Annotated in this window: 21 protein-coding genes; 17 read left to right on the forward strand and 4 right to left on the reverse strand. The window is 65.4% G+C overall.

Annotated features, from left to right (window positions below; all coding sequences use genetic code 11):
- Positions 1 to 17 precede the first annotated feature (17 nt).
- The 3 genes from phoU to phoR are packed head-to-tail and all read left to right on the forward strand — an operon-like array spanning position 18 to position 2,766.
- Entirely contained in the window at positions 18 to 728 is a 711-nt protein-coding gene (gene phoU / locus ASF61_RS05140; protein ID WP_056151960.1) for a phosphate signaling complex protein PhoU, read from the forward strand.
- Between the two features lie 15 nt (positions 729 to 743).
- Entirely contained in the window at positions 744 to 1,436 is a 693-nt protein-coding gene (locus ASF61_RS05145; protein ID WP_056151963.1) for a response regulator, read from the forward strand.
- A gap of 4 nt (positions 1,437 to 1,440) precedes the next feature.
- A complete protein-coding gene (phoR, locus tag ASF61_RS05150; protein WP_056151965.1) occupies positions 1,441 to 2,766 on the forward strand; it encodes a phosphate regulon sensor histidine kinase PhoR in 1,326 nt (441 codons plus the stop codon).
- Positions 2,767 to 2,790: 24 nt separating this feature from the next.
- Here the strand turns inward: phoR and ASF61_RS05155 are convergent, their stop codons facing one another.
- The 3 genes from ASF61_RS05155 to ASF61_RS05165 all read right to left on the reverse strand — a co-directional run bounded on the left by ASF61_RS05155 (position 2,791) and on the right by ASF61_RS05165 (position 6,421).
- The gene (locus tag ASF61_RS05155) at positions 2,791 to 4,695 is read right to left on the reverse strand and encodes an AI-2E family transporter (RefSeq protein ID WP_229205718.1); all 1,905 of its coding nucleotides are present in this window, start codon (positions 4,693 to 4,695) and stop codon (positions 2,791 to 2,793) included.
- Entirely contained in the window at positions 4,688 to 5,584 is an 897-nt protein-coding gene (locus ASF61_RS05160; RefSeq protein WP_056151968.1) for a CPBP family intramembrane glutamic endopeptidase, read from the reverse strand. The genes ASF61_RS05155 and ASF61_RS05160 overlap by 8 nt, the downstream gene beginning before the upstream one ends.
- 63 nt (positions 5,585 to 5,647) lie before the next feature.
- Positions 5,648 to 6,421: a MipA/OmpV family protein gene (locus tag ASF61_RS05165; protein WP_056151970.1), complete on the reverse strand. Its 774-nt coding sequence runs from the start codon at positions 6,419 to 6,421 to the stop codon at positions 5,648 to 5,650.
- Between the two features lie 195 nt (positions 6,422 to 6,616).
- Here ASF61_RS05165 and ASF61_RS05170 point away from each other — a divergent pair, with 195 nt between their 5' ends.
- The 11 genes from ASF61_RS05170 (at position 6,617) to ASF61_RS05220 (ending at position 21,010) form a co-directional block, all read left to right on the forward strand.
- Positions 6,617 to 7,324 (forward strand): glutathione S-transferase family protein, encoded by a 708-nt coding sequence (locus tag ASF61_RS05170; RefSeq protein WP_056151975.1) that lies wholly within the window; start codon positions 6,617 to 6,619, stop codon positions 7,322 to 7,324.
- A 100-nt stretch (positions 7,325 to 7,424) separates the two neighbouring features.
- On the forward strand, positions 7,425 to 8,453 hold the full coding sequence (locus ASF61_RS05175) for an SDR family oxidoreductase (RefSeq protein ID WP_056151978.1): 1,029 nt from the start codon (positions 7,425 to 7,427) through the stop codon (positions 8,451 to 8,453).
- Between the two features lie 265 nt (positions 8,454 to 8,718).
- Positions 8,719 to 9,339: a hypothetical protein gene (locus ASF61_RS05180; RefSeq protein WP_156369455.1), complete on the forward strand. Its 621-nt coding sequence runs from the start codon at positions 8,719 to 8,721 to the stop codon at positions 9,337 to 9,339.
- A gap of 85 nt (positions 9,340 to 9,424) precedes the next feature.
- Positions 9,425 to 13,006, forward strand: a complete 3,582-nt coding sequence (locus ASF61_RS05185; protein ID WP_056151984.1) for a pectinesterase family protein — start codon at positions 9,425 to 9,427, stop codon at positions 13,004 to 13,006.
- A 116-nt stretch (positions 13,007 to 13,122) separates the two neighbouring features.
- Positions 13,123 to 13,911 (forward strand): alpha/beta fold hydrolase, encoded by a 789-nt coding sequence (locus tag ASF61_RS05190; RefSeq protein WP_229205719.1) that lies wholly within the window; start codon positions 13,123 to 13,125, stop codon positions 13,909 to 13,911.
- 60 nt (positions 13,912 to 13,971) lie between these two features.
- On the forward strand, positions 13,972 to 14,892 hold the full coding sequence (locus tag ASF61_RS05195) for a patatin-like phospholipase family protein (RefSeq protein WP_056151987.1): 921 nt from the start codon (positions 13,972 to 13,974) through the stop codon (positions 14,890 to 14,892).
- Positions 14,893 to 14,913: 21 nt separating this feature from the next.
- The gene (locus ASF61_RS05200; protein WP_056151991.1) at positions 14,914 to 15,324 is read left to right on the forward strand and encodes a heme-binding protein; all 411 of its coding nucleotides are present in this window, start codon (positions 14,914 to 14,916) and stop codon (positions 15,322 to 15,324) included.
- Between the two features lie 226 nt (positions 15,325 to 15,550).
- Positions 15,551 to 16,720 carry a glutamine-hydrolyzing carbamoyl-phosphate synthase small subunit gene (gene carA / locus ASF61_RS05205; RefSeq protein ID WP_056151994.1) on the forward strand — a complete coding sequence of 390 codons (1,170 nt, stop codon included), beginning with the start codon at positions 15,551 to 15,553 and terminating at the stop codon, positions 16,718 to 16,720.
- 1 nt (position 16,721) lies between these two features.
- The gene (carB, locus tag ASF61_RS05210; protein WP_056151997.1) at positions 16,722 to 19,952 is read left to right on the forward strand and encodes a carbamoyl-phosphate synthase large subunit; all 3,231 of its coding nucleotides are present in this window, start codon (positions 16,722 to 16,724) and stop codon (positions 19,950 to 19,952) included.
- 102 nt (positions 19,953 to 20,054) lie between these two features.
- Positions 20,055 to 20,531 carry a transcription elongation factor GreA gene (greA, locus tag ASF61_RS05215; protein ID WP_056152001.1) on the forward strand — a complete coding sequence of 159 codons (477 nt, stop codon included), beginning with the start codon at positions 20,055 to 20,057 and terminating at the stop codon, positions 20,529 to 20,531.
- Positions 20,531 to 21,010 (forward strand): DUF4149 domain-containing protein, encoded by a 480-nt coding sequence (locus ASF61_RS05220; RefSeq protein WP_056152003.1) that lies wholly within the window; start codon positions 20,531 to 20,533, stop codon positions 21,008 to 21,010. Before greA ends, ASF61_RS05220 begins: the two co-directional genes overlap by 1 nt.
- Positions 21,011 to 21,074: 64 nt before the next feature.
- Here the strand turns inward: ASF61_RS05220 and ASF61_RS05225 are convergent, their stop codons facing one another.
- Entirely contained in the window at positions 21,075 to 21,545 is a 471-nt protein-coding gene (locus tag ASF61_RS05225; protein ID WP_056152006.1) for a YhbY family RNA-binding protein, read from the reverse strand.
- A 42-nt stretch (positions 21,546 to 21,587) separates the two neighbouring features.
- Here ASF61_RS05225 and ASF61_RS05230 point away from each other — a divergent pair, with 42 nt between their 5' ends.
- The 3 genes from ASF61_RS05230 to folP all read left to right on the forward strand — a co-directional run bounded on the left by ASF61_RS05230 (position 21,588) and on the right by folP (position 25,344).
- On the forward strand, positions 21,588 to 22,298 hold the full coding sequence (locus tag ASF61_RS05230) for an RlmE family RNA methyltransferase (RefSeq protein WP_056152010.1): 711 nt from the start codon (positions 21,588 to 21,590) through the stop codon (positions 22,296 to 22,298).
- A gap of 241 nt (positions 22,299 to 22,539) precedes the next feature.
- Entirely contained in the window at positions 22,540 to 24,423 is a 1,884-nt protein-coding gene (ftsH, locus tag ASF61_RS05235; protein ID WP_056152015.1) for an ATP-dependent zinc metalloprotease FtsH, read from the forward strand.
- A gap of 81 nt (positions 24,424 to 24,504) precedes the next feature.
- The gene (gene folP / locus ASF61_RS05240; protein WP_056152238.1) at positions 24,505 to 25,344 is read left to right on the forward strand and encodes a dihydropteroate synthase; all 840 of its coding nucleotides are present in this window, start codon (positions 24,505 to 24,507) and stop codon (positions 25,342 to 25,344) included.
- Positions 25,345 to 25,372 lie beyond the last annotated feature (28 nt).

Below are 25,372 nucleotides of genomic sequence, written 5' to 3' on the forward strand. Positions count from 1 at the left end.
CATTACGGAGAATCAGCATGATCGGTGAACACTCATCCAAACAATACGATAACGAACTCGAAGCGATCCGCTCCAAGGTGCTGCTGATGGGCGGCATCGTCGAGACCCAGTTCCTCGACGCCATGACGTGTTTTCGCATCGGTAATCCCGAGCGCGCCGACCGCGTGATGCGCGAGGACGACACCGTCAACCAGCTCGAAGTGTCGCTCGACGACGCCTGCAGCCACCTGATCGTGCGGCGCCAGCCGGCCGCCAACGACCTGCGCACCATCATGGCGACCATCAAGGTGATCACCGACCTCGAGCGCATCGGCGACGAGGCCACCAAGATCGCCCGCACCGCCAAGGCGCTGCATTCGCGCGGCACGGTCACGGTCAACCACTACGAGATGGTGCGCAATATCGCCAACAACACCAGCGACATGCTGCACGACGCGCTCGACGCGTTTGCCCGCAACGACGGCGTGCAGGCGCTCAAGCTGATCGCCCAGGACGCCGTGATCGACCATGAGTTCCGCTCGATCATGCGCAACCTGATCACCTTCATGATGGAAGATCCGCGCACGATTTCGGCCGCCCTGGACACGCTGTGGGTGGCCAAGGCCATCGAGCGCATCGGCGACCATGCCAAGAACATCGCCGAGTACGTGATCTACGTGGTCGAAGGCAAGGATATCCGCCACACCCGGGCTGCGCCGCTGGCCGACGACAACCTCGACGCTGAATAAAGAACGACGAATACTATGGCATCCGATAAAACCACCGTACTGATCGTGGAGGACGAACCGGCGATTGTCGAGCTGGTGACTTTTTCGCTGCGCGAGGCAGGCTGGAACTGCTGCGCGGTACAAAGCGTGGGCGAGGCCTGGGACTTCATCCAGACCCGCACCCCGCAGCTGATCTTGCTCGACTGGATGTTGCCCGACCAGACCGGCCTGCGCCTGCTGGCGCGCATCCGTTCCGACCGCCAGTTCAACGAAATTCCGGTCATCATGCTCACCGCTAAGAGCATGGAAGAAGACAAGCTGGCGGGCCTGAACACGGGCGCCGACGACTACGTCACCAAGCCGTTCTCGCCGCGCGAACTGCTGGCCCGCTCGCGCGCGCTGCTGCGCCGCAAGAGCCCCGAGCACGCGCAATCGACCATGCGCGCCGCCAATATCGCGCTCGACCCGGTCAGCTGCACGGTGTCGATGGACGACCAGAAGATCGACATTGGCCACGCCGAATACAAACTGCTGAAATTCCTGCTGGCCCACCCCGAGCGCGTGTTTTCGCGCAGCCAGCTGCTCGACAAGGTGTGGGGCGACCATGTGGTGATCGAGGAGCGCACGGTGGACGTGCACGTGCTGCGCCTGCGCAAGGCGCTGAAGGAAGCCGAACACCTGATCAAGACCGTGCGCAGCGTCGGTTATATGTTGTCGGAGAAAACCTAGTCACATGAATCCAAAACTGCTGTTCTGGGTGCCTGCCGCCTTGCGCACCGCGCTGGTGGCGGCCGGCTGTGCCTTGCTGGGCTGGATGTTCGGCTGGATGACCGGCGTGGTCGTGGCCTTGCTGGCGACCATCGTGATGGTGTTCGTGCAGCTGTCGTACCTGTACCAGCTGAGCAACTGGATGGACGACCCGCAGAGCGCCAAGCTGCCCGATGGCTGGGGCGCCTGGACCAATATCTTCTCGCGCCTGTACCGCATGCGCCGCGACGACGAAAAGAACCAGGCCGAGCTGACCGAGTGGCTGGCGCGCTTCCGCCAGGCCATGCACCTGCTGCCCGACGGCGTGGTGATCATGGACGACGTGCTGTTCCTCGAATGGTGCAACCCGGCTGCCGAAAAACACCTGGGTCTCACCCACGAGCGCGACAAGGGCATGCGCGTGACCAACCTGGTGCGCAACCCGGACTTCATGGATTACATCATCCTCGGCCGCTACGAGCAGCCGCTGACGATCAGCTTCCGCGAGCGCAAGCTGATCGTGCACATCATCCCGTTCGAGAACCGGCGCCAGATCCTGGTCACCCACGACGCCACCGAGACCGAGCGCATCGAGGAAATGCGGCGCGACTTCATCGCCAACGCCTCGCACGAGCTGCGCACGCCGCTGACGGTGATCGTCGGCTTCCTGGAGATCGCCGCCACCGAGGGGCTGGACGCGGCCACCCGCAACGCCCACCTCAAGCTGATGACCGAGCAGGGCCACCGCATGCAGCACCTGATCGAGGACATGCTGACGCTGTCGCGGCTGGAATCGGTCGATTATCCGATGCGGCCCGAGACGGTCGATGTGCGGCGCCTGATGGAGCAGGTGGCCAGCGACGCCCGCGCGCTGTCGGCCGGCAAGCACGACATCACGCTGCAGATCGACGGCCCGGACGTGGTCGGCAGCTACGAGGAATTGCACAGCGCCTTCGGCAACCTGGCCTCGAACGCGGTGCGCTACACGCCGGCCGGCGGGCGCATCAACCTGGTCTGGCGCGAATTCGAGGCGGGCGTGAAATTCAAGGTCGAGGATACCGGCATCGGCATCAGCCCCGAGCACATCTCGCGCCTGACCGAGCGCTTCTACCGGGTCGATAAGAGCCGGTCGCGCGAAACCCAGGGCACGGGCCTGGGCCTGGCCATCGTCAAGCACGTGCTGCTGCGCCACGGCGGCACGCTGCAGATCAAGTCGGAAGCAGGCAAGGGCAGCACCTTCATCGTCTGCCTGCCGAAGAGCGCGATCGTGCCGAAGCAGGCCGAACTGCTGCTGGGCGCCACCCCGGCCTGATCATCGTGCCGGCGCCGGCAGGCGCTAGCCCTTGCGCGGCATGGCCCGCAGGCAGGTGGTGAGCGCATCCTCGAACGAATCGGACACGTGGTCGGCCTGCGGAAAATCGCAGTCATGCAGGCTGCGGTTCTGGAACGGGCTCGGCAGCAGCACCACCAGCTGCTTGGCGTGCGGCAGCCGCACCCGCAGCTCGGCCATCAGCTCGCGCATCTGCGGCGTGTCGTTGACCGGATCGACCGTCACCAGGCACACGATGGACACCAGCTCGGCGGTCGCTTCGGGCGGCAGCGGCTCGTCGATGTCTTCGCTGCTCATGCTGCGCGCATCGAGCTTGCGGTCGCGCATGATGCGCACCAGGATTTCGGTGGCCAGCTCGTCGTAGGACGAGGTCAGGCCCACGCTCAGGATCAGGCTGCCGGGCGGGATGTCGAATGAACCCTGCCATTCGCCGGTGGCCGAGATGCGGCGCTCGCGCAGCTGGCGGCCGATGCCCATGCTGGCCAGCGCCGAATTGGCTTGCATGGCCTTGGCCACGCGGCGCCGGTGCCACCAGTTGCGGCTGCCGCTGAGCGCTTCGATCACCGTGATGATGGCGCTCCTGACCTTGGCCTGTTCCTCGGGCGTGATGGTCTGGCCGCGCAAATCGAAGCTGGCCAGGTGCAGCGCCGGCACCAGCACGCTGTCGCAATACTGGACCAGGGTTTTCTTGCGCATGTAGCGGCGCGCGGCGGCAATGATCTCGTGGGCGTCGCCCGACAGCGCGCGCTGGTAGAAATTCTGCGGCAGGGTCAGCGCCGGCAATTCGCCGAACATGATTTCCAGCACCTTCAGGGCGCGGATGTAACGGCCCGCCACCACCAGGCACAGCGTGAGCGGCGTGGACAGCACCAGCCCGACCGGGCCCCAGATCCAGCTCCAGAAAATCGCCGCCACCACCACCGACAACGGCGACAGCCCCGCCGTGTGACCGTACAGCTTGGGTTCCACGGTCTGCGCCACGACGATGTCCACGATCAGAAAGGTTCCCAGGGTCATCAATGCCAGCGACCAGCCCGGGTCGATGGCGGCCGCCAGCAGGGTCGCGCACAGTGCCGCGATCCAGAAACCCACGTACGGCACGTAGCGCAGCACGGCGGTCATGGTAGCCCACAGCAGCGCCTGCGACAGGCCGATGATCGACAGCCCGATCCAGATCACCAGCCCGGTGCAGGCATTGACCGCGAACTGCGAGATGAAAAAGCGCGACAGCCGCTCGCCCGCATCGTTGACGGCGATGGTGGTGGCGCGCAAGTCCTCGCCGCCGGCGAGCCGGATGAAGCGGTCGCGCAGCGATTCGTGCTCGAGCAACACGAAGATCAGCACGATGAAGACGATGCCGGCCGTCTCCAGCGGCGGCCACACCGAGGCGATCACCTTGCTCAGGATTTGCAGCGGTTTCAGCTCCGGTTCGTGGATTTCGACCAGTACCGGGGCATCGCTGCGGTTGTTATGCAGGCGCGGCCGGGGCGCGGTGCCGAATTCATCCACCGTGCCCTGGGTCAGGTGCTCGATCAGCTGTCCGGCCGGGCCGCCGATGCTGCCGACGGCGCCGCGCGTCATGTCGTTGAGTACCTCGAGCTTGGTGGCAATGGTGTCCTGGTACTGCGGCAGGCTGGCGCCCAGGCGCGTGACCTGGGTGACGATGACCGCACCGACCATCAGCACGGCGGCGGCGACCACCGCCACCCCGGTCAGCACCGAGGCGGTCGGCCCCAGCCCCACACGGCGCAGGGCCCGCACGAACGGGGCGATCAGGAAGCTGAGGATGAAGGCCAGCGTGATCGGAATCAGGACATCGCGGCCGAAGTACAGCAGCACCAGGACAGTGGCGGTGCCCACCAGGCCGATGACGGCGTTGGGCAGCGTGCGGGCGGGAGGGGAATCAGGCACCGTGAGCTTTCAGCAGCGATGGATAGGTGAAGAAAATAAAATGCACGGCATTGACCACGATGTGCAACAGGATGGCCGCCTCGATGCGGCGCGTCCACTGATAGACCACTGCATAACCGAGTCCCGCCACGCCCGCCATCAGCGCGAACAGCGGACCGCCGCCCAAGTGCACGGCGCCGAACAGCACGGCCGATACCGCCACCGCCAAGCATGCGCCGTAGCGCGTACCGTCCAGCGCTGCGGCCAACCGCTCCTGCAACAGGCCACGGAAAAACGCTTCCTCGGCCACCACCGTGAAAAACAGGTTGACGGCGATGAACTGCGTGGTCAGGCCCGACCATTTCACGTCCGGCCGCACCAGGCCCAGGCCCATGCCGAGGCCGAACACGGCTGCCAGCGTGACCAGCATCAGCGGCCATGCCGTCGCCAGCATAGCGCCAAACTCGCGCCAGGTGCGTGTTCGCTTGCACAGCAGCGCGACCAGTATGAGACCGGCCGCACCCTTGTCGAGATTGGCATATTGCGTGAAGGGCGTGGCGCCGTGCGACAGCACCACGCGGCGCAGCAGCAGCGGATTGTCGAAACCGGGCAGCCAGTGCGTGGCCAGGGCCAGCGCCAGCACGGCGGTAAATAGTCCGGCCACGATGCGCTTGGCCGGTTTGCGGCTGCCGGCCGCTGCCGAGGCGGTGGTCGCCAGCGCCGCCAGCGCCGCCACCCCTTGCCAGTGCAGCACGCCGGCCAGCACGCCACAGAGGAGGGCAGCCGGCGCTACGACAGTCCACGGCACTACCCGGATCTTGCCACCAGCGGGGGCGGGCAGCCACACGGCGCAGATGGCGGCGGCAAGCAGGAACAGGGTCAGGACGGTGGCGGGGGAGGTCGGGGGCATCTGGACGGGGTGGCGAAGGCAGGAAATGAACGCTTTCCTGCCATCATATCATCGGCCCGTGCCTCAGAACTTGTAGATCAGCCCGGTCGTGACCGAGGGCGTGGTCTTGCGGCGGGTCAGCGGGCTGTCGGCAGCGTCGCCCACCAGGCGCGTCAGGCCGGCTGCGCTGCTGACCGACCAGCGGGCGTCGATTGCGTGGTTCCAGTCCACGCCCACGGCGATGGTTTCGAAACCGCTTTCCGCCCGGTAGCTGCCATAGCCCGAGCGCGCGCTCTGGCCGGCCGTCACGCCGTAATAGGTTTGCGCGTGCTTGTTGTCGCCGTACACGGCCGAGGTGTTGAACGACCACTGGTCGCGCGGGCCGCGGTAAAACGGGGTGGAAGCGCCGATGGTGTAGGTGCTGCCGTTATCGCGCTCGGTCAGGGCCTGGGCCGTGCCCAGCGACAGGCCGATGGTGCCGAGCTGGTAGGTGGCGGTGAGCAGGGCCAGCGCGCCGCCATGGACCTTGCCCATCCCGCGCAGGTCGTCGGAGCCGGCGCCGAAGTTGCGCGCGTGTTCGTCGCGGCGTCCGCCGTAGCCGAGCGCGGCGGACAGGCCGAAGCCGGCGGCCGATGTCTGGTAACCGAGCCCGCGCCGGGTGCTGGCATAAAAGCCGTTGCCGAAACTGTGATCGAAAATCGGCAGCGCCACCAGGTGGTTGTCATCGGCGCCCGTGTATTCGGGCACGTAGCCGACGCCGACGCCGGCCAGCGTGCCTTCGGGCGCTGCCTGGGCGGCGGCATGGCCGGCGGCGCACAGCAGCAGGATGGAGGACAGTGAGTAGAGGGTACGACGCATAATAATTTCCTGTAATAAATGGATTCTTCCGGGATGCCCGGTGGATCGGACGCGGCCGGCGGTGGTGCACCGGCAGGCGCGGGTGGCAGTGTGTCACAAACTGCGCCGGACGCCGGCACCGCAGGTGCAGTATCATGCGGCGTATTGCTGGCATCGTCCGCCGATGCCGCGCACCTGGAGCTACCTGGAGCCGCCATGCCTGACACCCCCGCAGTCACCCCCGCAGTAATATCCACCACGCCGGCACTGACCCTGTACTACCATCCGCTGGCCTCGTTCTGCCACAAGGTGCTGATCGCGCTGTACGAAAACGGTACCGCGTTCGACAAGCGCATCATCAACGTCGGCGAGGACGCCGACCGCGCCGAGCTCACCGCCATGTGGCCGATCTGTAAATTCCCCGTGATCCGCGACCACCGGCGCCTGCGCGACATCCCCGAGACCTCGGTCATCATCGAATACCTGGACCGCCATTTCCCGGGGCCGCAGGCGATGATCCCGGCCGACTGGGACGCCGCGCTCGACGTGCGGCTGTGGGACCGCTTCTTCGACAATTACGTGCAGGGGCCGGTGCAGGCGATCGTCAACGGCCACCTGACCGGCATGCAGTGCGACCGCACCAAGGAGCGCACCAAGCTCAAGACCGCGTACAAGATGATCGAAAAGCGCATGGCCAGCCGCGCCTGGATGAGCGGCGAACACTTCAGCATGGCCGACTGCGCGGCCGCGCCGGCGCTGTTCTATGCCGCCACCTTGCTGCCGTTCCCCGAGGAATACACGCAGCTGCAGGCGTATTTCGAGCGGCTGGTGCTGCGCCCGAGCGTGCGCCGCGTGCTCGACGAAGCCAAACCGTATTTCAGCATGTATCCGTTCGTGGCCGGCATCCCCGAGCGTTTCCTGTAGCGGCGACCGGGCTTTGCCCGGCGCGGGTGTGGTGTGCCGCACGGTGGGACAGGCGATAAGTTGAAATCATGGCCGTTCACCTCACACAGAAAGGCACCCCATGCAAGCTGATAACCCCAATGCCTCGCGCCGGGCGATGGTCGGTGGCCTGGCCACCGGCCTGCTGGGCGCAGCCGTCGTGCCCGCTTCGGCCGCGACCGGTGCGCCGGGCGCCAGCGCCCTGGCCACGCCGGCGTCCGCGCCCGACGTGCCGCTGCGCGACCCGCGCACGGCCTACCACCAGCCGCCGTTCGAGAAACAGCAGCAACCGTGGCCCGGCATCACCGGCAAGATGACGCCGCGTCCCGACCATGGCGAAACCAGTTACAAGGGCAGCGGCCGACTCAAGGGCCGCAAGGCGCTGGTTACCGGCGGCGATTCCGGCATCGGCCGCGCCGCCGCCATCGCCTATGCGCGCGAGGGCGCCGACGTGGCCATCAACTACCTGCCGGCCGAGGAGGCCGATGCGCGCGAGGTGGCCGACCTGATCCGTGCTGCCGGCCGCAAGGCCGTGCTGATCCCGGGTGACCTCAAGGACGAAGCGTTCTGCCGTCGGCTGGTGGCCGATGCCGCGCGCGACCTCGGCGGCCTCGACATCGTGGTCAACAATGCGGCGCGCCAGTTCTCGCGCAAGTCGATCCTCGACCTGACCACCGCCGAATTCGACGAGACGTACAAGACCAATGTTTACGCCACCTTCTGGGTGACCAAGGCGGCGGTGCCGCTGCTCAAGCCGGGCGCCACCATCATCAACACCACCTCGGTGCAGGCCTACGATCCGAGCGAGAACCTGCTCGATTACGCGTCCACCAAGGCGGCGATCATGAACTTCAGCAAGGGCCTGGCCAAGCAGCTGGCGAGTAAAGGCATCCGCGTCAACGCGGTGGCGCCGGGACCGTTCTGGACGCCGCTGCAGGTGACCGGCGGCCAGCCGCCGGAAAAGCTGCCCGAGTTCGGCGCCGACGGGCCGCTGCAGCGTCCGGGCCAGCCGGCCGAGCTGGCAGGCGTCTACGTGCTGCTCGCGTCCAACGAGTCCAGCTATGCAACCGGCCAGGTGTATGCGGCGGTCGGCGGCGCCGGCGGACCTTGATGCCGGGTAGCTTGTAGCGAAGATCCAACATTGCTGCTGCGGCAGTGCGCGATGTTGCCAAACCGGTCAGACCAATCTAGAATGGTCTGACCGGTTTTTATTGGTATTTCACCATGCTCCGGTAGTCACCCCTGACCAACGTCGACCACGGCCACCTTCCAGCGCGCCGGCCTCGACGTGGCGCGGAACACGCGAGGTGTTCCATGGCGGCAGCCCCTGCTGCGCCAGCGACCATACAACAATCAAGAAAACCATCGGAGACAACGTGAAAACCATCGTCCATACCCTGGCGCTTGCCGCGCTCGGCATCGGCGCGGGCGCCGTCCAGGCCCGCGACCTGCCTGCTGCCATGATTGCCACCGCCACTGCGCCGCTGCAGCACGCGGTGATCAGCGCCACCTACAACGGCGACGCCGCCGGCATGCTGGCGCTCGACCATGACTTCGCCAGCGGTCTCGGCACCAACAGCACCCGGCTCGACCCCACCAGTACCGGCGTCGAGTTCCTGACCGCCGACTTCCTGTTCGGCGTCGATGTTTCCGCCGCCGGCGCACTGACCGTGATCGCCAACAGCGCCATCCCGGCCGGCGCTTACAGCATGCGCTTCGACTTCGGCGCCAGCCTGGGCGCGCCGATCGCCAGTTTCACCTACGTCGGCGCCGACGGCGCCAGCGGCGTGCCGGTATTGTCCCTCGTCAACGACCACACCATCGCGCTGGACCTGGGCGCCCTGCAATGGAGCGAGTTCGGCGCGTTCACGGCGCAGGTGGGCACGGCGTCGCCGGTGCCCGAGCCGGCGGGCGCTGCCATGATCGTGCTCGGCCTGACTGCGATCGGCGCCATGGGCCGGCTGCGGCGCTGGCGCCGGCAACCGCGGCGCACCTGACCCGCCGCGATCCCGTTGCGCGCGCACGCCTGCGGGCCGGCCGCGCGTTGCAACCACCTCCCACGACTCCAGCAGGAGAAGCACGATGCACGATTTCGCATGGAAGGCAGCGCTGTGCGCTGCATTATTGTCCGGCGCCGCGGTGGCCGGTATTGCCGGCGCCGCCGATGGGGCCGCTACCGATCCGGCGCGCCAGGCCGCGCCCGGCGACGGCTGGGCCAGCCAGGCTGGCGGCACGCAGGGCGGGGCGGCCGCCTCCGTCGAGCACATCTACACGGTCGGTAACCGCGCCCAGCTGCTCGCGGCGCTGTACAACGGCGGCGTCAATCCCAAGATCATCAAGCTGACCGCCATCATCGACATGAGCGAAGGCCAGCCTTACACCAGCAGCGCCGACCAGGCCGCGCGCGGCGCCGTGCGGCTCAGGAGCAATACCACGCTGATCGGCAACGGTGCAAATGCCGGGCTGGTCAACGGTCACATCGTGGTGGCCAATGTCTCGCAGGTCATCATCCGCAATCTCAAGCTGGTCAATCCCTGTGACGTCGGTCCGGTGTGGGACCCTGACGATGGCGCGACCGGCAACTGGAATTCGGCCTTCGACGCCATCGGTGTGTCCGGCGCCGACCATGTCTGGGTCGATCACGTGAGTTTTACCGACGCGCCGTTGACCGATGATTTCCTGCCCGTCGAAAACAACCACGTCAAGCAATGCCACGACGGTGCGCTCGACATCACCAACGGCGCCGACTACGTGACGGTGTCGTACAACGTGTTCAGCCAGCACAACAAGAACACCCTGGTCGGCGGCAGCGACGGCGCCGGCGGCGACGAGGGCAAGCTGCGTGTCACGTTCAGCAACAATGTGTTCCGCGACGTGACCAGCCGCGCGCCCCGGGTCCGCTACGGCCAGGTTCACCTGTTCAACAATTACTTCGTTGGCTCGCGCACGCACCCGGTGTACCCGGTCAGCTACAGCGTGGGCGTGGGTAACGCCGCCAAGATCTTATCGAACAACAATGTGTTCGAGGTGGCCGGCGCGCGCAGCTGCAAGGACGTGGTCAAGGACTTCGCCGGCAGCCTGCCCGGCGCCTTCCGCGACAGCGGGTCCCTGCTCAACGCCGCGCCGCTCACTGCCTGCGGCTATGCCACGGCGCCGGGCTGGACGCCGCCGTACGCGGCCACGGCGCGCCCGCCGTATCTGGTCAAGGCGAACGCGCTGGCGCAAGCGGGGGGCGGCAAGCTGTCCACCGCGATCAGCGGCAGCGGCAGCACCGTCATCGCCAGCGGCCCGAGCCTGGCGTGTCCGGCAAGCGGCCTGTATGTCTGTGACGATTTCCAGGGCGGTCATGCGGCCAAGTGGGACTTGCTGCCCGCGTCCGCCCCTGGTCCCAACGGCAGTTTCCGCGTGCAGGACGAGGTCGCGGGCAGCGCCAACAAGGTGCTCCAGTACACAGCCGCGTCGTCCGGCGGCGTGCTGGCGCTGCTCAAGCCGGCCGTGATGGCGGCCGTGCCTGGCGGCGACTACTTTGTCGAGGCACGCATCCGGCCCATGAGCAACGGCACGACCGGCAACAAGCAGCTGTACCTGCTCACGCGCTACGTCGATGCAGCCAACTGGTACGGCGCCGGCCTGAACGTGCAGAACAGCACGGCCAGTACCCAGGTCGAGATCGCCAAGATGCTGGCGGGCGCGCTCAGCCGTCCGCGCCAGGTGCGCAAGCCGATCGCCATGGACGGCCCGTTCTACACCGTGCGTTTCGAGCTGATCGGCACCACGCTGACCGTCTACCTCGATGGCGAAAACCTCGGCGCCATCGACGATGCGGCGTTTGCCGCGCGCGGCCTGGTCGGTTTGTACACGGCCAATAAATCGTTCCAGATCGACGATGTCCGCATCGGCAATCCGGCCCTGAAACCGGCCCAGCTCACGCTCGCGCCGGCGGCCGACCGCTACGTTGCCGAGGCCGGCGACGCGCCGTACCAGTTTGCTGTGCGCGCGGTTGCCAGCGACGGCAGCGCCGACAGCTTCACGGCCGTCTCGAGCAACCCGGCTGTCGCCAGCGTGACGGTGGACGGCGACCGCGCCACCGTGCGCGCGCTGGGCGCCGGCACTGCCACCATCGTGGTGCGCTCCGGCAGCGATGCGCAGCTGACGCGCACCATCGCCGCCACCATCGCGCCGCGCTTCGTGCAGCCCACGCACACCTATGCGCTGGCGGGGGCTGCCTGGCCGGCGGCCCACGCGGTCGATCAACCGGTCGACGTGTCGCTCAAGCTGGTGTTCGACCAGCCGCCCGCGCTGGGCAGCGGCGGCACCGTGCGCATCTTCCGCCAGCACGACGATGCGCTGGTGGACGTGATCCGGCTGAACGGCGAAACGGATGCGCTCGGCTACGCGGGCCAGGACCAGGTGCGCAAGGTCAACACCGTGCCCGTCACCATCAGCGGCAACGCCGTCAACGTCAAGCTCCACAGCAACAAGCTCGCGTATGGCGAAACCTACTACGTCGCCATCGCCGACGGTGTGCTGACCGGCGCCACGCTGGGCGGCAAGCCGTTCGCCGGCATCGGCAAGGCCGGCGACTGGACCTTTACCACCCGCGCCAGTGCACCGTCCGGCGACGTGCTGACGGTCGATGACGACGGCGCGGCCGACTTCCGCACGGTGCAGGGCGCGCTCAACCACGCGATGCAGCAGTTCTCGCGCGCGGCGCCGGTCACCATCGCGGTGCGCAACGGCGCATACGACGAGCTGCTTTTCTTGCGCAACAAGGACAATGTGCGCGTGGTCGGCGAGAGCCGCGACGGCGTGGTGATCAGCTACACCAACCACGACTCCCTCAACCCCGGCACCGGCGCCAGCGCACCGCCTGGCGCCGCTGACAGTGGCAGCCTCGGCGGCGGACGCGCCGTCTGGCTGGTGGAAGCGGCGGACATGCTGACCGTGGAAACGCTGAGCATCCGCAATACCACCTTGCGCTCGCCGGCCATCTCGGCCCAGGCCGAAACCCTGTATTTCAACAGCGATGGCGGCCGCCTGGTCGTGAAAGACGCCGCGTTCTACAGCGAGCAGGACACCCTGAACCTGAAAGGCTGGTCCTGGTTCTACCGCAGCCTGGTGGCGGGCAATGTGGACTTCATCTGGGGCGGCAGCCGCGCCGCCCTGTTCGAGGAGAGCGAAATCCGCTCGGTCAGCGACACCACCAGCGCCACCAGCGGCGGCTACGTGCTGCAGGCGCGGGTGCCGAACGCCAGCGACAAGGGCTACGTCTTCCTCAACAGCCGGCTGACCCACGGCCCCGGCCCGGGCGCACCGCAGCGCGACATCCCCGATGGCGCCACCTGGCTGGCCCGCAGCCCGGGCGGCACGGCCAGCTGGGACAATGTCGCCTTCATCCACTGCAAGATGGATCGCCACGTGGCGCCGCAGGGCTGGGCAGGGCAGGGCGTCAATGGCCAGCCTGCGCCGAACCCGGTGCAGGCCGACGCCCATGCCGGCTGGCGTGAATTCGGCACCACCGACCTGGCCGGCAACCCGCTCGACCTGTCGGCGCGGGTGGGCGGCTACCGCCTCAGCGCCGAGGACGTGGCGGCCGGCTACGCCACCCGCGCCCTGGTGTTTGGCGCTTACGGCAATGGCGCAGGCTGGGAGCCGCAGCCCTAGCACCCGCACGGCAGGCGCCGGTCCCGCGATGGCGTTGAACCGGCGTACCGGTCAACAGGCAAGTTCATCACCAGCGGCCCGCCGACTATAATGGTTTCTTCTGTCAGGAGAGCATCATGTCGGCACCTTCGGTATTGTATTTGCATGGCGGCCCGGGCCTGGGTCCTGTCTTCGAGCAGGCCCGCTACCCGGACGCCACCCATGTCCACTGGTGGCGCCAGCCGTTGGCCAAGCCGTGCGCGGCGCGGCCCTTCCTCGATCTGCAGGCAGCGGCGCTGGCGGAGCTGCACAGCGTGGCGCAGGCGCACGGCGCACCGGTGACGGTGGCGGCCAGCTCCTTCGGCGCCCACCTGGCCGTGCACCTGGCGCAGCACGCGCCGGAGCTGATCGCGCGCATCGTGCTGCTGGCCCCGACGTTCGATCCCGAGCAGGCGGCGCTGCGCCTGGCGCGGCGCGCCTTCCGCGTGCACACCGACCACCCGTGCGCCGGCCGGCTGGCGATTGCGCTGGCGGCCTACGAGGACGACCCGGGCCGGGCCCGTTTCTGGGATGTGTTCGGCGCGCTGTCGCTGCTGCCCGATGTGACGTCGCTGTATTTCGGTCCGGTGGGCGGCGCAGCGGCGGCACGCTCGTTCGCGGAGCTGATCGCGCAGCCGGGCGCGTTCGACGGCCCGACCTCGGTGGCCACGTCCGACGATTTTTCGGCCATCGACCGCCGCCCCGTGGCCAGTCCGTTTGCCGGGCCGGTGACGGTGCTGTTCGGCGCCCACGATCCGATGATCGATGCGGAGCAGGACCGCACCGTGTGGAGCACGATCTTCGCGCAGGCCGAATTCTTCAAGGTGGAGTCCGGCCATTTTCCCTTGCTGGAACTGACGCTCGACGATTGCGGCATGGCGGCGTAGGCGTCGTCTTCCGGCCGCGTGCGTTAGAATGTGCTGCGCCCATTTTTCATGCGACCATCCATGCCTTCACGCCGTCTTGCCCTTTTAGCCATTTCCTCCGTCATCGCTGCCGCCACCCTCGGCGGCTGTAAAACCGCCCCGGTGGCGGTGACGCCGGCGCCGGCCGTGCCGGTAGCCGCCGCCGAACCGAAAAAAATCCGGATCGGCCTGGCCCTGGGCGGCGGCGCCGCGCGCGGCTTCGCCCACATCGGCGTGATCAAGGCGCTCGAAGCGCAGGGCATCTACCCGGACGTGGTGGTGGGCACCAGCGCCGGCAGCGTGGTCGGCGCCCTGTACGCTGCCGGCAACAGCGGTTTCCAGCTGCAGAAGCTGGCCTTCGACATGGACGAAGCAGCCATCTCCGACTGGGCCATGCCACTGTTCGGCAAGAGCACCGGCGTATTGAAAGGCGAGGCGCTGCAGGCCTATGTCAACAAGGCGGTGAACAACCAGCCGATGGAAAAGCTGAAAACCCCGTTCGGCGCGGTGGCGACCGACCTGAAAACCGGCCAGCCGATCCTGTTCCAGCGCGGTAATACCGGGATGGCCGTGCGCGCCTCGTCGTCGGTGCCGGGCGTGTTCCAGCCGGTGACCATCAATGGTCGCACCTATGTCGATGGCGGCCTGGTGGCGCCGGTGCCGGTGCGCTTTGCGCGCGACATGGGTGCCGACTTCGTCATCGCCGTCAATATCTCGACCCAGGCCGACGTGCAGGCCACGGTCAGCTCGGTCGATGTGATCATGCAGACCTTTTCCATCATGGGCCAGCGCATCAACCAGTACGAACTGAAAGACGCCGACATCGTCATCACGCCCAGCCTGGGCAGGATGGCCGGCAACGACTTCAATAGCCGCAACCAGGCCATCCTGGCCGGCGAACAGGCGGCCGCCCAGGTGATGGCCCAGATCAAGCAAAAGCTCGATGCTCGCCGCCGTCCCTGAACCATCAACCAAAGGAGTGTCATGCAAAGCAAACCGTATTTGTCGCTGGCCGACGTCAAGAAGATCGCTGCCGCCGCCGAGGCCGAAGCCGTGGCCAACCACTGGCCGGTCGTGATCGCCATCGTCGATGACGGCGGCCACCTGCTGTGGCTGCAGCGCCAGGACGGCGCCAACGCGCTGGCCTCGCACATTGCGCCGTCCAAGGCGCGCGTGGCGGCGCTGGGCCGGCGCGAGTCGAAGATTTACGAAGACATCATCAACGGCGGCCGCACCGCCTTCCTGACCGCGCCGTCGCCGCAGGCCGACGGCATGCTCGAAGGCGGCGTGCCGATCGTCGTCGATGGCCACGTGGTGGGCGCGGTCGGCGTATCGGGCGTGAAGTCGAGCGAGGATGCGCAGATTGCCAAGGCAGGGATTGCGGCGGTGGTCTGATTGACACCGGATCCCCGCCCGCGCGGGGACGACGGCGCCGATCGGCGCCGATTCGCCCTTGTCAAAGGGTAGGTAACTGGTTATAATTCAAAGGTTTAGCCAACCATACCCTACCGTAGCGACTACCACTCACTCCATCATCAATTGACCTTCTCCCGCCAGCACGCGGGCCCAACGACGGTCGTCTGACGTGGCGCAGCTACGGTAACTTTATCAGGAGTTGCCCTTGCCGCCATTTTTTTCTGGCTCCACCGTTCCGGCCATCCTGGCCCTCGCTGACGGAACCATCTTCAAAGGTTTTTCGATCGGCGCGGCCGGTCACACGACCGGGGAAGTCGTTTTCAATACGTCGATGACCGGTTACCAGGAGATCCTGACCGATCCTTCCTACAGCCGCCAGATCGTCACCCTCACTTACCCGCACATCGGCAACTACGGCATCAATCCCGAGGACGTCGAAGCGTCCAAGGTCCATGCCGCCGGCCTGATCATCCGCGACCTGCCGCTGCTGGCGTCGAACTTCCGCTCCACCCAGTCGCTGGCCGACTACCTGAAGGCCGAGAACATCGTCGCCATCGCCGGCATCGATACCCGCAAGCTGACCCGCATCCTGCGCGAGAAGGGCGCCCAGTCCGGCGCCATCCTGGTCGGCACCCAGGGCAACGAGCCGTCGACGTCGCAGGCGCTGGACCTGGCCCGCTCGTTCCCCGGCCTGTCGGGCATGGACCTGGCCAAGGTGGTGTCGGTCACGACCCAGTATGAGACCGTGGAAACCGAGTGGACCCTGGGCCAGGGCTACGGCAAGCTGGCCGACGCCGACCAGAAGTTCCACGTCGTCGCCTACGACTTCGGCGTCAAGCGCAACATCCTGCGCATGCTGACCGCGCGCGGCTGCAAGGTCACCGTGGTGCCGGCGCAAACCCCGGCTGCCGACGTGCTGGCGCTGAACCCGGACGGCGTATTCCTGTCCAACGGCCCGGGCGACCCGCAGCCGTGCGACTACGCGATCGCTGCCGCGCGCGAATTCATGGCGAAAAAGATTCCGCTGTTCGGCATCTGCCTCGGTCACCAGATCATGGGGCTTGCTTCCGGCGCGACCACCCTGAAGATGAAATTCGGCCACCACGGCGCCAACCACCCTGTCCAGGACCTCGACAGCAAGCAGGTGCTGATCACGTCCCAGAACCACGGCTTCGCGGTCGATCCCGACACCTTGCCGGCTAACTGCCGCATTACCCACGTATCGCTGTTCGACGGTTCGCTGCAGGGCTTCGCCCGCACCGACACCCCGGCGTTCTGCTTCCAGGGTCACCCAGAAGCGTCGCCCGGCCCGACCGATGTCGCTTACCTGTTCGACCGCTTCATCGGCCTGATGGCAGCTACGGAGAAAAACTAATATGCCAAAACGTTCAGACATTAAAAGTATTTTGATTATTGGCGCCGGTCCGATCATTATCGGCCAGGCCTGCGAGTTCGATTATTCCGGCGCCCAGGCCTGCAAGGCCCTGCGCGAAGAAGGTTACAAGGTCATCCTGGTCAACAGCAATCCGGCCACCATCATGACCGACCCGGACATGGCCGATGTCACCTACATCGAGCCGATCACCTGGCAGATCGTCGAAAAGATCATCGCCAAGGAACGCCCGGACGCGATCCTGCCGACCATGGGCGGCCAGACCGCGCTCAACTGCGCGCTGGACCTGCACCGCCAGGGCATCCTCGACAAGTACAAGGTCGAGCTGATCGGCGCCACGCCGGAAGCGATCGACAAGGCCGAAGACCGCGCCAAGTTCAAGGATGCGATGACCAAGATCGGCCTCGGTTCGGCCCGTTCCGGCGTGGCGCACTCGCTCGACGAAGCGTGGGCGGTACAGCGCGAGGTAGGCTTCCCGACCATCATCCGGCCGTCGTTCACCATGGGCGGCAGCGGCGGCGGCATCGCCTACAACGAAGAAGAATTCGAAGCGATCTGCAAGCGCGGCCTGGAAGCGTCGCCGACCAACGAACTGCTGATCGAAGAGTCGCTGCTGGGCTGGAAAGAGTACGAGATGGAAGTGGTGCGCGACAAGGCGGACAACTGCATCATCATCTGCTCGATCGAAAACCTCGACCCGATGGGCGTGCACACCGGCGACTCGATCACCGTGGCGCCGGCGCAGACGCTGACCGACAAGGAATACCAGATCATGCGCAACGCTTCGCTGGCCGTGCTGCGCGAGATCGGCGTCGATACCGGCGGCTCCAACGTGCAGTTCTCGATCAACCCGGCCGACGGCCGCATGATCGTGATCGAGATGAACCCGCGCGTGTCGCGTTCGTCGGCGCTGGCCTCGAAGGCCACCGGCTTCCCGATCGCCAAGGTCGCGGCCAAGCTGGCCGTCGGCTTCACCCTCGACGAGCTGCGCAACGAGATCACCGGCGGCGCCACCCCGGCCTCGTTCGAGCCGTCGATCGACTACGTGGTCACCAAGATCCCGCGCTTCACGTTCGAGAAATTCCCGACCGCCGACCACCACCTGACCACGCAGATGAAATCGGTGGGCGAGGTGATGGCGATCGGCCGCACCTTCCAGGAATCGTTCCAGAAGGCGTTGCGCGGCCTCGAAGTCGGCGTCGATGGCCTCAACGAGAAGACCAAGGACCGCGAAAAGATCGAAGAGGAACTGGGCGAGCCCGGTCCCGAGCGCATCTGGTACGTGGGCGATGCGTTCGCCCAGGGCTTCACGCTCGACGAAGTGCACGCCCTGACCAAGATCGATCCGTGGTTCCTCATCCAGATCAAGGAAATCGTCGACATCGAACTGTGGCTCGATACGCAGAAGCTCGAACTGCTGGACAAGCCCACGCTGTACAAGCTCAAGCAAAAAGGCTTCTCGGACCGCCGCCTGGCCTTCCTGCTGCAGACCGATGCCAAATCGGTGCGCGCGCGCCGTCACGAGCTGGCGATCCGTCCCGTGTACAAGCGGGTCGATACCTGCGCGGCCGAATTTGCCACCAACACCGCGTACATGTATTCGACGTACGACGAAGAGTGCGAATCGAATCCGACCGACAAGAAGAAGATCATGGTGCTGGGCGGCGGCCCGAACCGGATCGGCCAGGGTATCGAATTCGACTACTGCTGCGTGCACGCGGCGCTGGCGATGCGCGAAGACGGCTACGAGACCATCATGGTCAACTGCAACCCTGAAACCGTCTCGACCGACTACGACACGTCCGACCGCCTGTACTTCGAATCGCTGACGCTGGAAGACGTGCTGGAAATCGTCGAGCTGGAAAAACCGGTCGGCGTGATCGTCCAGTACGGCGGCCAGACCCCGCTGAAACTGGCGCTGGACCTGGAAGCGAACGGCGTGCCGATCGTCGGTACCTCGCCCGACATGATCGACGCCGCCGAAGACCGCGAGCGTTTCCAGCAGCTGCTGCACAAGCTGAACCTGCGCCAGCCGCCGAACCGCACCGCCCGCACCGAAGCGGACGCCCTGGCGCTGGCCCAGGAGATCGGCTACCCGCTGGTCGTGCGTCCGTCGTACGTGCTCGGTGGCCGCGCCATGGAAATCGTCCACGAGCAGCGTGACCTCGAGCGCTACATGCGCGAAGCGGTCAAGGTCTCGCACGATTCGCCGGTGCTGCTCGACCGCTTCCTGAACGACGCCATCGAGTGCGACGTCGACTGCATCAGCGACGGCGAGACCACCTTCATCGGCGGCGTGATGGAACACATCGAACAAGCTGGCGTGCACTCGGGCGACTCGGCCTGCTCGCTGCCGCCTTACTCGCTGTCGCAAGCGACCATCGACGAACTCAAGCGCCAGACCGCGCTGATGGCCAAGGGCCTGAACGTGGTCGGCCTGATGAACGTCCAGTTCGCGATCCAGAAGCAGGAGATCGACGGCGTGGCGCAGGACGTGGTGTACGTGCTCGAAGTGAACCCGCGCGCCTCGCGCACGGTGCCGTACGTGTCCAAGGCGACCGGCCTGCAGCTGGCCAAGATCGCCGCGCGCTGCATGGTCGGCCAGACCCTGGCAGCGCAGGGCGTGACCGACGAGGTGGTGCCACCGTACTACAGCGTCAAGGAAGCCGTGTTCCCGTTCGTGAAGTTCCCGGGTGTCGATACCATCCTCGGACCGGAAATGAAATCGACGGGCGAGGTGATGGGTGTCGGCAAGACCTTCGGCGAAGCGTTCGTCAAGTCGCAGCTGGGCGCCGGCGTCAAGCTGCCCAAGTCGGGCAAGGTGTTCCTGTCGGTGAAATCGTCGGACAAGCCGCGCGCGGTCAAGGTGGCGCGCGACCTGGTCGATGCCGGCTTCTCGCTGGTGGCCACCAAGGGCACGGCTGCCGTGATCTCCACGGCCGGCATCCCGGTCACGGCCGTGAACAAGGTGGCCGAAGGCCGTCCGCACATCGTCGACATGATCAAGAACCACGAGATCGTGCTGGTGATTAATACGGTGGAAGAAAAGCGCAGCGCCATCAACGATTCGCGCGCGATCCGTACCTCGTCGCTGGCCGCGCGCGTGACCACGTACACGACCATCGCCGGCGCCGAAGCGGCGGTGGAAGGCATCCGCCATCTCGACGAATTGCAAGTGTACGATTTACAAGGGCTGCATACTGCCTTACACTAAGGTTATCGGTCACCCCGAAGCAAGACCCAATTAACCACAGAGCTCACGCTGCAGTTGGCGTGGCCTCTGTGGTTTTCCATTGTAAAAACAGAGTAAACAGATATGACTTCAGTTCCACTTACCAAGTTCGGCGCAGAGCTCCTCAAAGAAGAGCTGCACCAGTTGAAGACCAAAGAACGCCGTATCGTGATCGACGCGATTGCCGAAGCGCGCTCGCACGGCGACCTGTCCGAAAACGCCGAGTACGACGCTGCCAAGGAGCGTCAGGCGTTCGTGGAAGGCCGTATCGCCGAACTCGAAGGCAAACTCAGCACGGCCCAGATCATCGACCCGACCACGCTCGACGCCGAAGGCCGCGTGGTGTTCGCGTCCACCGTCGATCTCGAAGACCTCGAGTCCGGCGCCAAGGTGACGTACCAGATCGTCGGCATCGACGAAGCCGACCTCAAGCTGAGCAAGGTGTCGGTGACGTCGCCGATCGCCCGTGCGCTGATCGGCAAGTCGGCCGGCGACGTGGTGGAAGTGCAGGCGCCGTCGGGCCCGCGCGAATACGAAATCCTGGAAGTGCGTTACATCTGATGCTGCTGGCGCGCACCCGTTTGCTCGTTGCCACGCTGTGGGCCGGCAGCCTGTGGGGCATCGGCTATATCGCCGCCCCCACGCTGTTTGCCACGCTGAGCGACCGCGTGCTGGCCGGCACCATTGCCGGCAGCCTGTTCAATACCCAGGCCTGGGTCTCGATCGCCTGTGGCGTGCTGATGCTGCTGCTGTTGTGGGCGACCCGGCCCGGCACCGAAGGCATCTTTGCCGGCCCGGCCGTGAATATGGCAGCCAAGGGACGGCGCACGGTGATGATCATCGTGGTGGTGATGCTGGCGGGAACGCTGGTGTCGCACTTCGGCCTGCAGCCGATGATGGCGGCCTTGCGCGCGAGCGCGGGACCGGGCGGGGTGATGGAATCGGCCGCGCGCAATGAATTCGGCATCCTGCACGGCGTGTCGAGCGCCATCTTCCTGGTGCAGAGCCTGCTGGCGGCGTGGCTGGTGGTGAAGCAGTAGCGATGACTGCCTGCCGATCATCACTTGCGCCTGCGCGCGCGTGACGACCGGCAGAGCGCCAGCTTTATTTCGAGCCCAGCGCGCTTTTCTTGGTGGACTTCTGCAGCGGCTTGGCGCGCTTGATGTTGCCGCCCTGGGTCACGCGCTCATTCCCTTTAAGCAATACCTTGGTCACCGATGGGCGCTTGGTGCCGCTCGGGCTGGGCTTGACGATGGTCACCTCGCGCAAGCCCTTGCCGGACGTGGCGCGTTCCTTGGTGGTTTCCACTTTCGGGCGGTACAGCACCAGCAGCTTGCCGATGTGCTGCACCGGCGCGGCGTCCAGCTCCTGGCAGATGGTGTCGTACATGGCGATGCGCGCTTCGCGGTCGTCGCCGAATACGCGGACCTTGATCAGGCCGTGCGAATCGAGGCCCAGGGAAATTTCCTTGAGGACGTTGGCGGTCAGTCCCGCTTCGCCGATCAGGACGATGGGCTTGAGCGCATGAGCTTCGGCACGCAGGGCGCTGCGCTCGACGGGGGTAAGTTTGATCATAATAATTTCTGGTAGTTCTCTTAAAGGCAGTATTCTACGCGAATGGCTAAGAACAAAATAAACAAAAACTGGATTCACGACCACATTAACGACCCGTACGTGAAATTGGCCCAGAAGGAGGGCTACCGCGCCCGTGCGGCTTTCAAGCTGAAAGAGATCGACGAGGAAGAAAAGTTGATCAAGCCGGGACAGGTGATCGTCGATCTGGGCTGCACGCCCGGCAGCTGGGCCCAGTACACGCGCCGCAAGCTGGCCGGCAAGGACGGCGGCGGCATCAACGGTACGCTGATCGGGCTCGATATCCTGCCGATGGAGCCGGTCGCCGATTTCCATTTCATCCAGGGCGACTTCCGCGAAGTGGAAGTGTTGCAAAAACTGGAAGAGGTGGTGCAGGGCCAGAAAGTGGACCTGGTGCTGTCCGACATGGCGCCCAACCTGTCCGGCATTGCCGACAGCGACGCGGCGCGCATGGAACATTTGATCGACCTGGCCATCGAATTTTCTCAGGCCCACATGAAACCGGGCGGTGCACTGCTGGTCAAATGTTTTAAAGACATGGGTTTTAATGACATCGTGCTCAAATTCCGCAGGGAATTTAAAACCGTGACCCAGAAAAAGCCCAAGGCCAGCCGCGACAAATCGTCCGAGATTTTCCTGCTGGGCCGCGGCCTGAAAAATCCGACCGACAGCATGGCCTCGGCCGTGCCCTTCGACAACGATGACGTGGCCCCGGCCCGCCCCGAGCTCGACTGAAGCACGTGCATCGGCAGTCAAAAGCGCCGATGCAGCCTTGATATTCGTGCTGCAGGCCGCATATCGGCCGAGGTGAGGCATTTTTATCTTGATCGGCCAGCAATTCTGGTCAAATAATGTGTGCTGATGCCGGGTTTGCGCCCGGTAGAGGAGTGGGCTTCTGGCACCGCCTGCTTATTGCGAGTAAAATCGGGTTTCTAGCTATAGGTTAAGAGATGCGCCCTGCATCCAAGGAGTCTTCGTGAATAACATGTTTTCCAAATCAGCCATTTGGGTAGTCGTCGTCCTGCTCCTGCTCATGTTGTACAAGCAGTTCGATAGCCATGGCGTTGCAGCTGGCGCCCGACCTATTCCATACTCCGAGCTGCTCGACGCAGTCAAAGCCAAGAATATCAAGGAAGTCGTCATCGAGGGCACCAGCATCACTGCCATCAAGAGCGACGACACCAAGGTGCGCACCACCGCCTCGCTGCTCGACCGCGGCCTGATCGGCGACCTGCGCGACAACGGCGTCAAGTTCGACATCCGTCCGCCGGAAGAACCAGGCTTCCTGCAGCAGATCTTCGTGTCGTGGTTCCCGATGCTGCTGCTGATCGGCGTGTGGATCTTCTTCATGCGCCAGATGCAGGGCGGCGGCAAGGGCGGCGCCTTCTCCTTCGGTAAATCGAAGGCGCGCATGCTCGACGACACCAATAATACCGTTACCTTTGCCGACGTTGCCGGCTGCGACGAAGCCAAGGAAGAAGTGACCGAGATCGTCGACTTCCTGCGCGATCCGAGCAAGTTCCAGAAGCTCGGCGGCCGTATCCCGCGCGGCGTGCTGATGGTCGGTCCGCCAGGCACCGGTAAAACCCTGCTGGCCCGGGCCATCGCCGGCGAAGCCAAGGTGCCGTTCTTCTCGATTTCGGGTTCCGACTTCGTCGAGATGTTCGTCGGCGTGGGCGCCTCGCGCGTGCGCGACATGTTCGAGAACGCCAAGAAGCATTCGCCGTGCATCATCTTTATCGACGAGATCGACGCGGTCGGCCGCCACCGTGGCGCCGGCATGGGCGGCGGTAACGACGAGCGCGAACAGACGCTGAACCAGCTGCTGGTCGAAATGGACGGCTTCGAAGCCCAGTCCGGCGTGATCGTGATTGCCGCCACCAACCGCGCCGACGTGCTGGACAAGGCGCTGCTGCGTCCGGGCCGCTTCGACCGCCAGGTGTCGGTCGGCCTGCCCGATATCCGTGGCCGCGAGCAGATCCTCAACGTCCACATGCGCAAAGTGCCGATCGGCACCGACGTCAAGGCCGATATCCTGGCCCGTGGCACGCCCGGCTTCTCGGGCGCCGACCTGGCCAACCTGGTCAACGAAGCAGCGCTGTTTGCCGCGCGCCGCGCCAAGCGCCTGGTGGACATGGCCGACTTCGAAGACGCGAAAGACAAGATCTTCATGGGTCCCGAGCGCAAGTCGATGGTGATCCGCGAGGAAGAGCGCCGCAACACCGCGTACCACGAGTCGGGCCACGCCGTGGTGGCCAAGCTGCTGCCGAAGGCCGATCCGGTCCATAAGGTCACCATCATGCCGCGCGGCTGGGCGCTGGGCCTGACCTGGCAGCTGCCGGAACACGACCGCATCTCCGGTTACAAGGACAAGATGCTGGAAGAAATTTCCATCCTGTTCGGTGGCCGTATCGCCGAAGAGATTTTCGTCGGCCAGATGTCCACCGGCGCTTCGAACGACTTCCAGCGCGCTACCAAGCTGGCCCGCTCGATGGTGACCAAGTTCGGCATGTCCGATTCGCTGGGCGTGATGGTGTACGAGGACGAACAGAACGACGGCTTCATGGGCGGCAGCAACAAGACCATTTCGGAAGCCACCCAGCAAAAGGTCGATGCGGAAATCCGCAACATCCTCGACCAGCAATATGCGCTGGCGCGCCAGCTGCTGGAAGACAACCGCGAAAAAGTCGAAGTCATGACCAAGGCGCTGCTCGACTGGGAAACCATCGATGCCGACCAGATCAACGACATCATGGCCGGCCTGGAGCCGCGTCCGCCCAAGCCGGGCGTGACCATCCGCAAACAGCCGCCTAGCGACGGCGGTTCGGGCGTATCGCCCACGGTGACTGCACCCGCCTAAGCGCCGGTCTGGTCGTCGGCACCCAAGGGTGAGGAGCAATCCTCGCCCTTTTTCTTTACTACAGCTTTTTTTGGCTTGCGCATGCGTTCCACCTTCCAGTTTGGCCGTTTCAACTATCCCTTGCAGGGCGCGGGCCGGCGCCCGCGCGTGATGGGCATCCTCAACGTCACGCCCGATTCCTTTTCCGATGGCGGCAACTACCAGGCGCTCGAGTTCGCCATCGGCCATGCCGAAGCGATAATCGAAGAGGGCGTCGATATCATCGACATCGGCGGCGAGTCCACCCGGCCCGGTGCGCCGCCGGTCGCACTCGACGACGAGCTGCAGCGCGTGATGCCGGTGGTCTATGCCGTGCGCGACCTGGGCACGGCCATATCGGTCGACACCTGCAAGCCGCAGGTGATGCGCGAAGCAGTTATCGCCGGCGTGGACATGATCAACGATATCAACGGTTTTCGCGCAGCAGGCGCCATCGACGCCGTGCGCGACAGCGATTGCGCCCTGTGCATCATGCACATGCAGTCCGATCCCCAGCATATGCAGCTGGCACCCCGCTATGGCGACGTGGTAGGAGAGGTCATCGCTTTCTTGCGTGAACGCATCGACGCGCTGACCGGCGCCGGCATTGATCCGCGTCGATTGTGCATCGATCCCGGTTTTGGTTTCGGTAAGACGGTAGAGCATAATTACGCCTTGCTTAAGGCGACTGGCCGGATCATCGACGAGACTGCGATGCCGCTGCTGGCGGGCTTGTCGCGCAAGTCGATGATCGGCGCGGTGACGGGCAAGTCGGTCGCGCAGCGCGCGGCCGGCAGCGTCGGCGGCGCGCTGGCCGCCGTGGCGCAAGGCGCGTTCATCGTGCGCGTGCACGACGTGGCCGACACGGTCGATGCGCTCAAGGTATGGCAAGCGGCGCAATAAAACACAACAGACAGAGAAAAGAGCACAA

The organism is Duganella sp. Leaf126, assembly GCF_001423125.1.
Classification (GTDB): domain Bacteria; phylum Pseudomonadota; class Gammaproteobacteria; order Burkholderiales; family Burkholderiaceae_D; genus Rugamonas.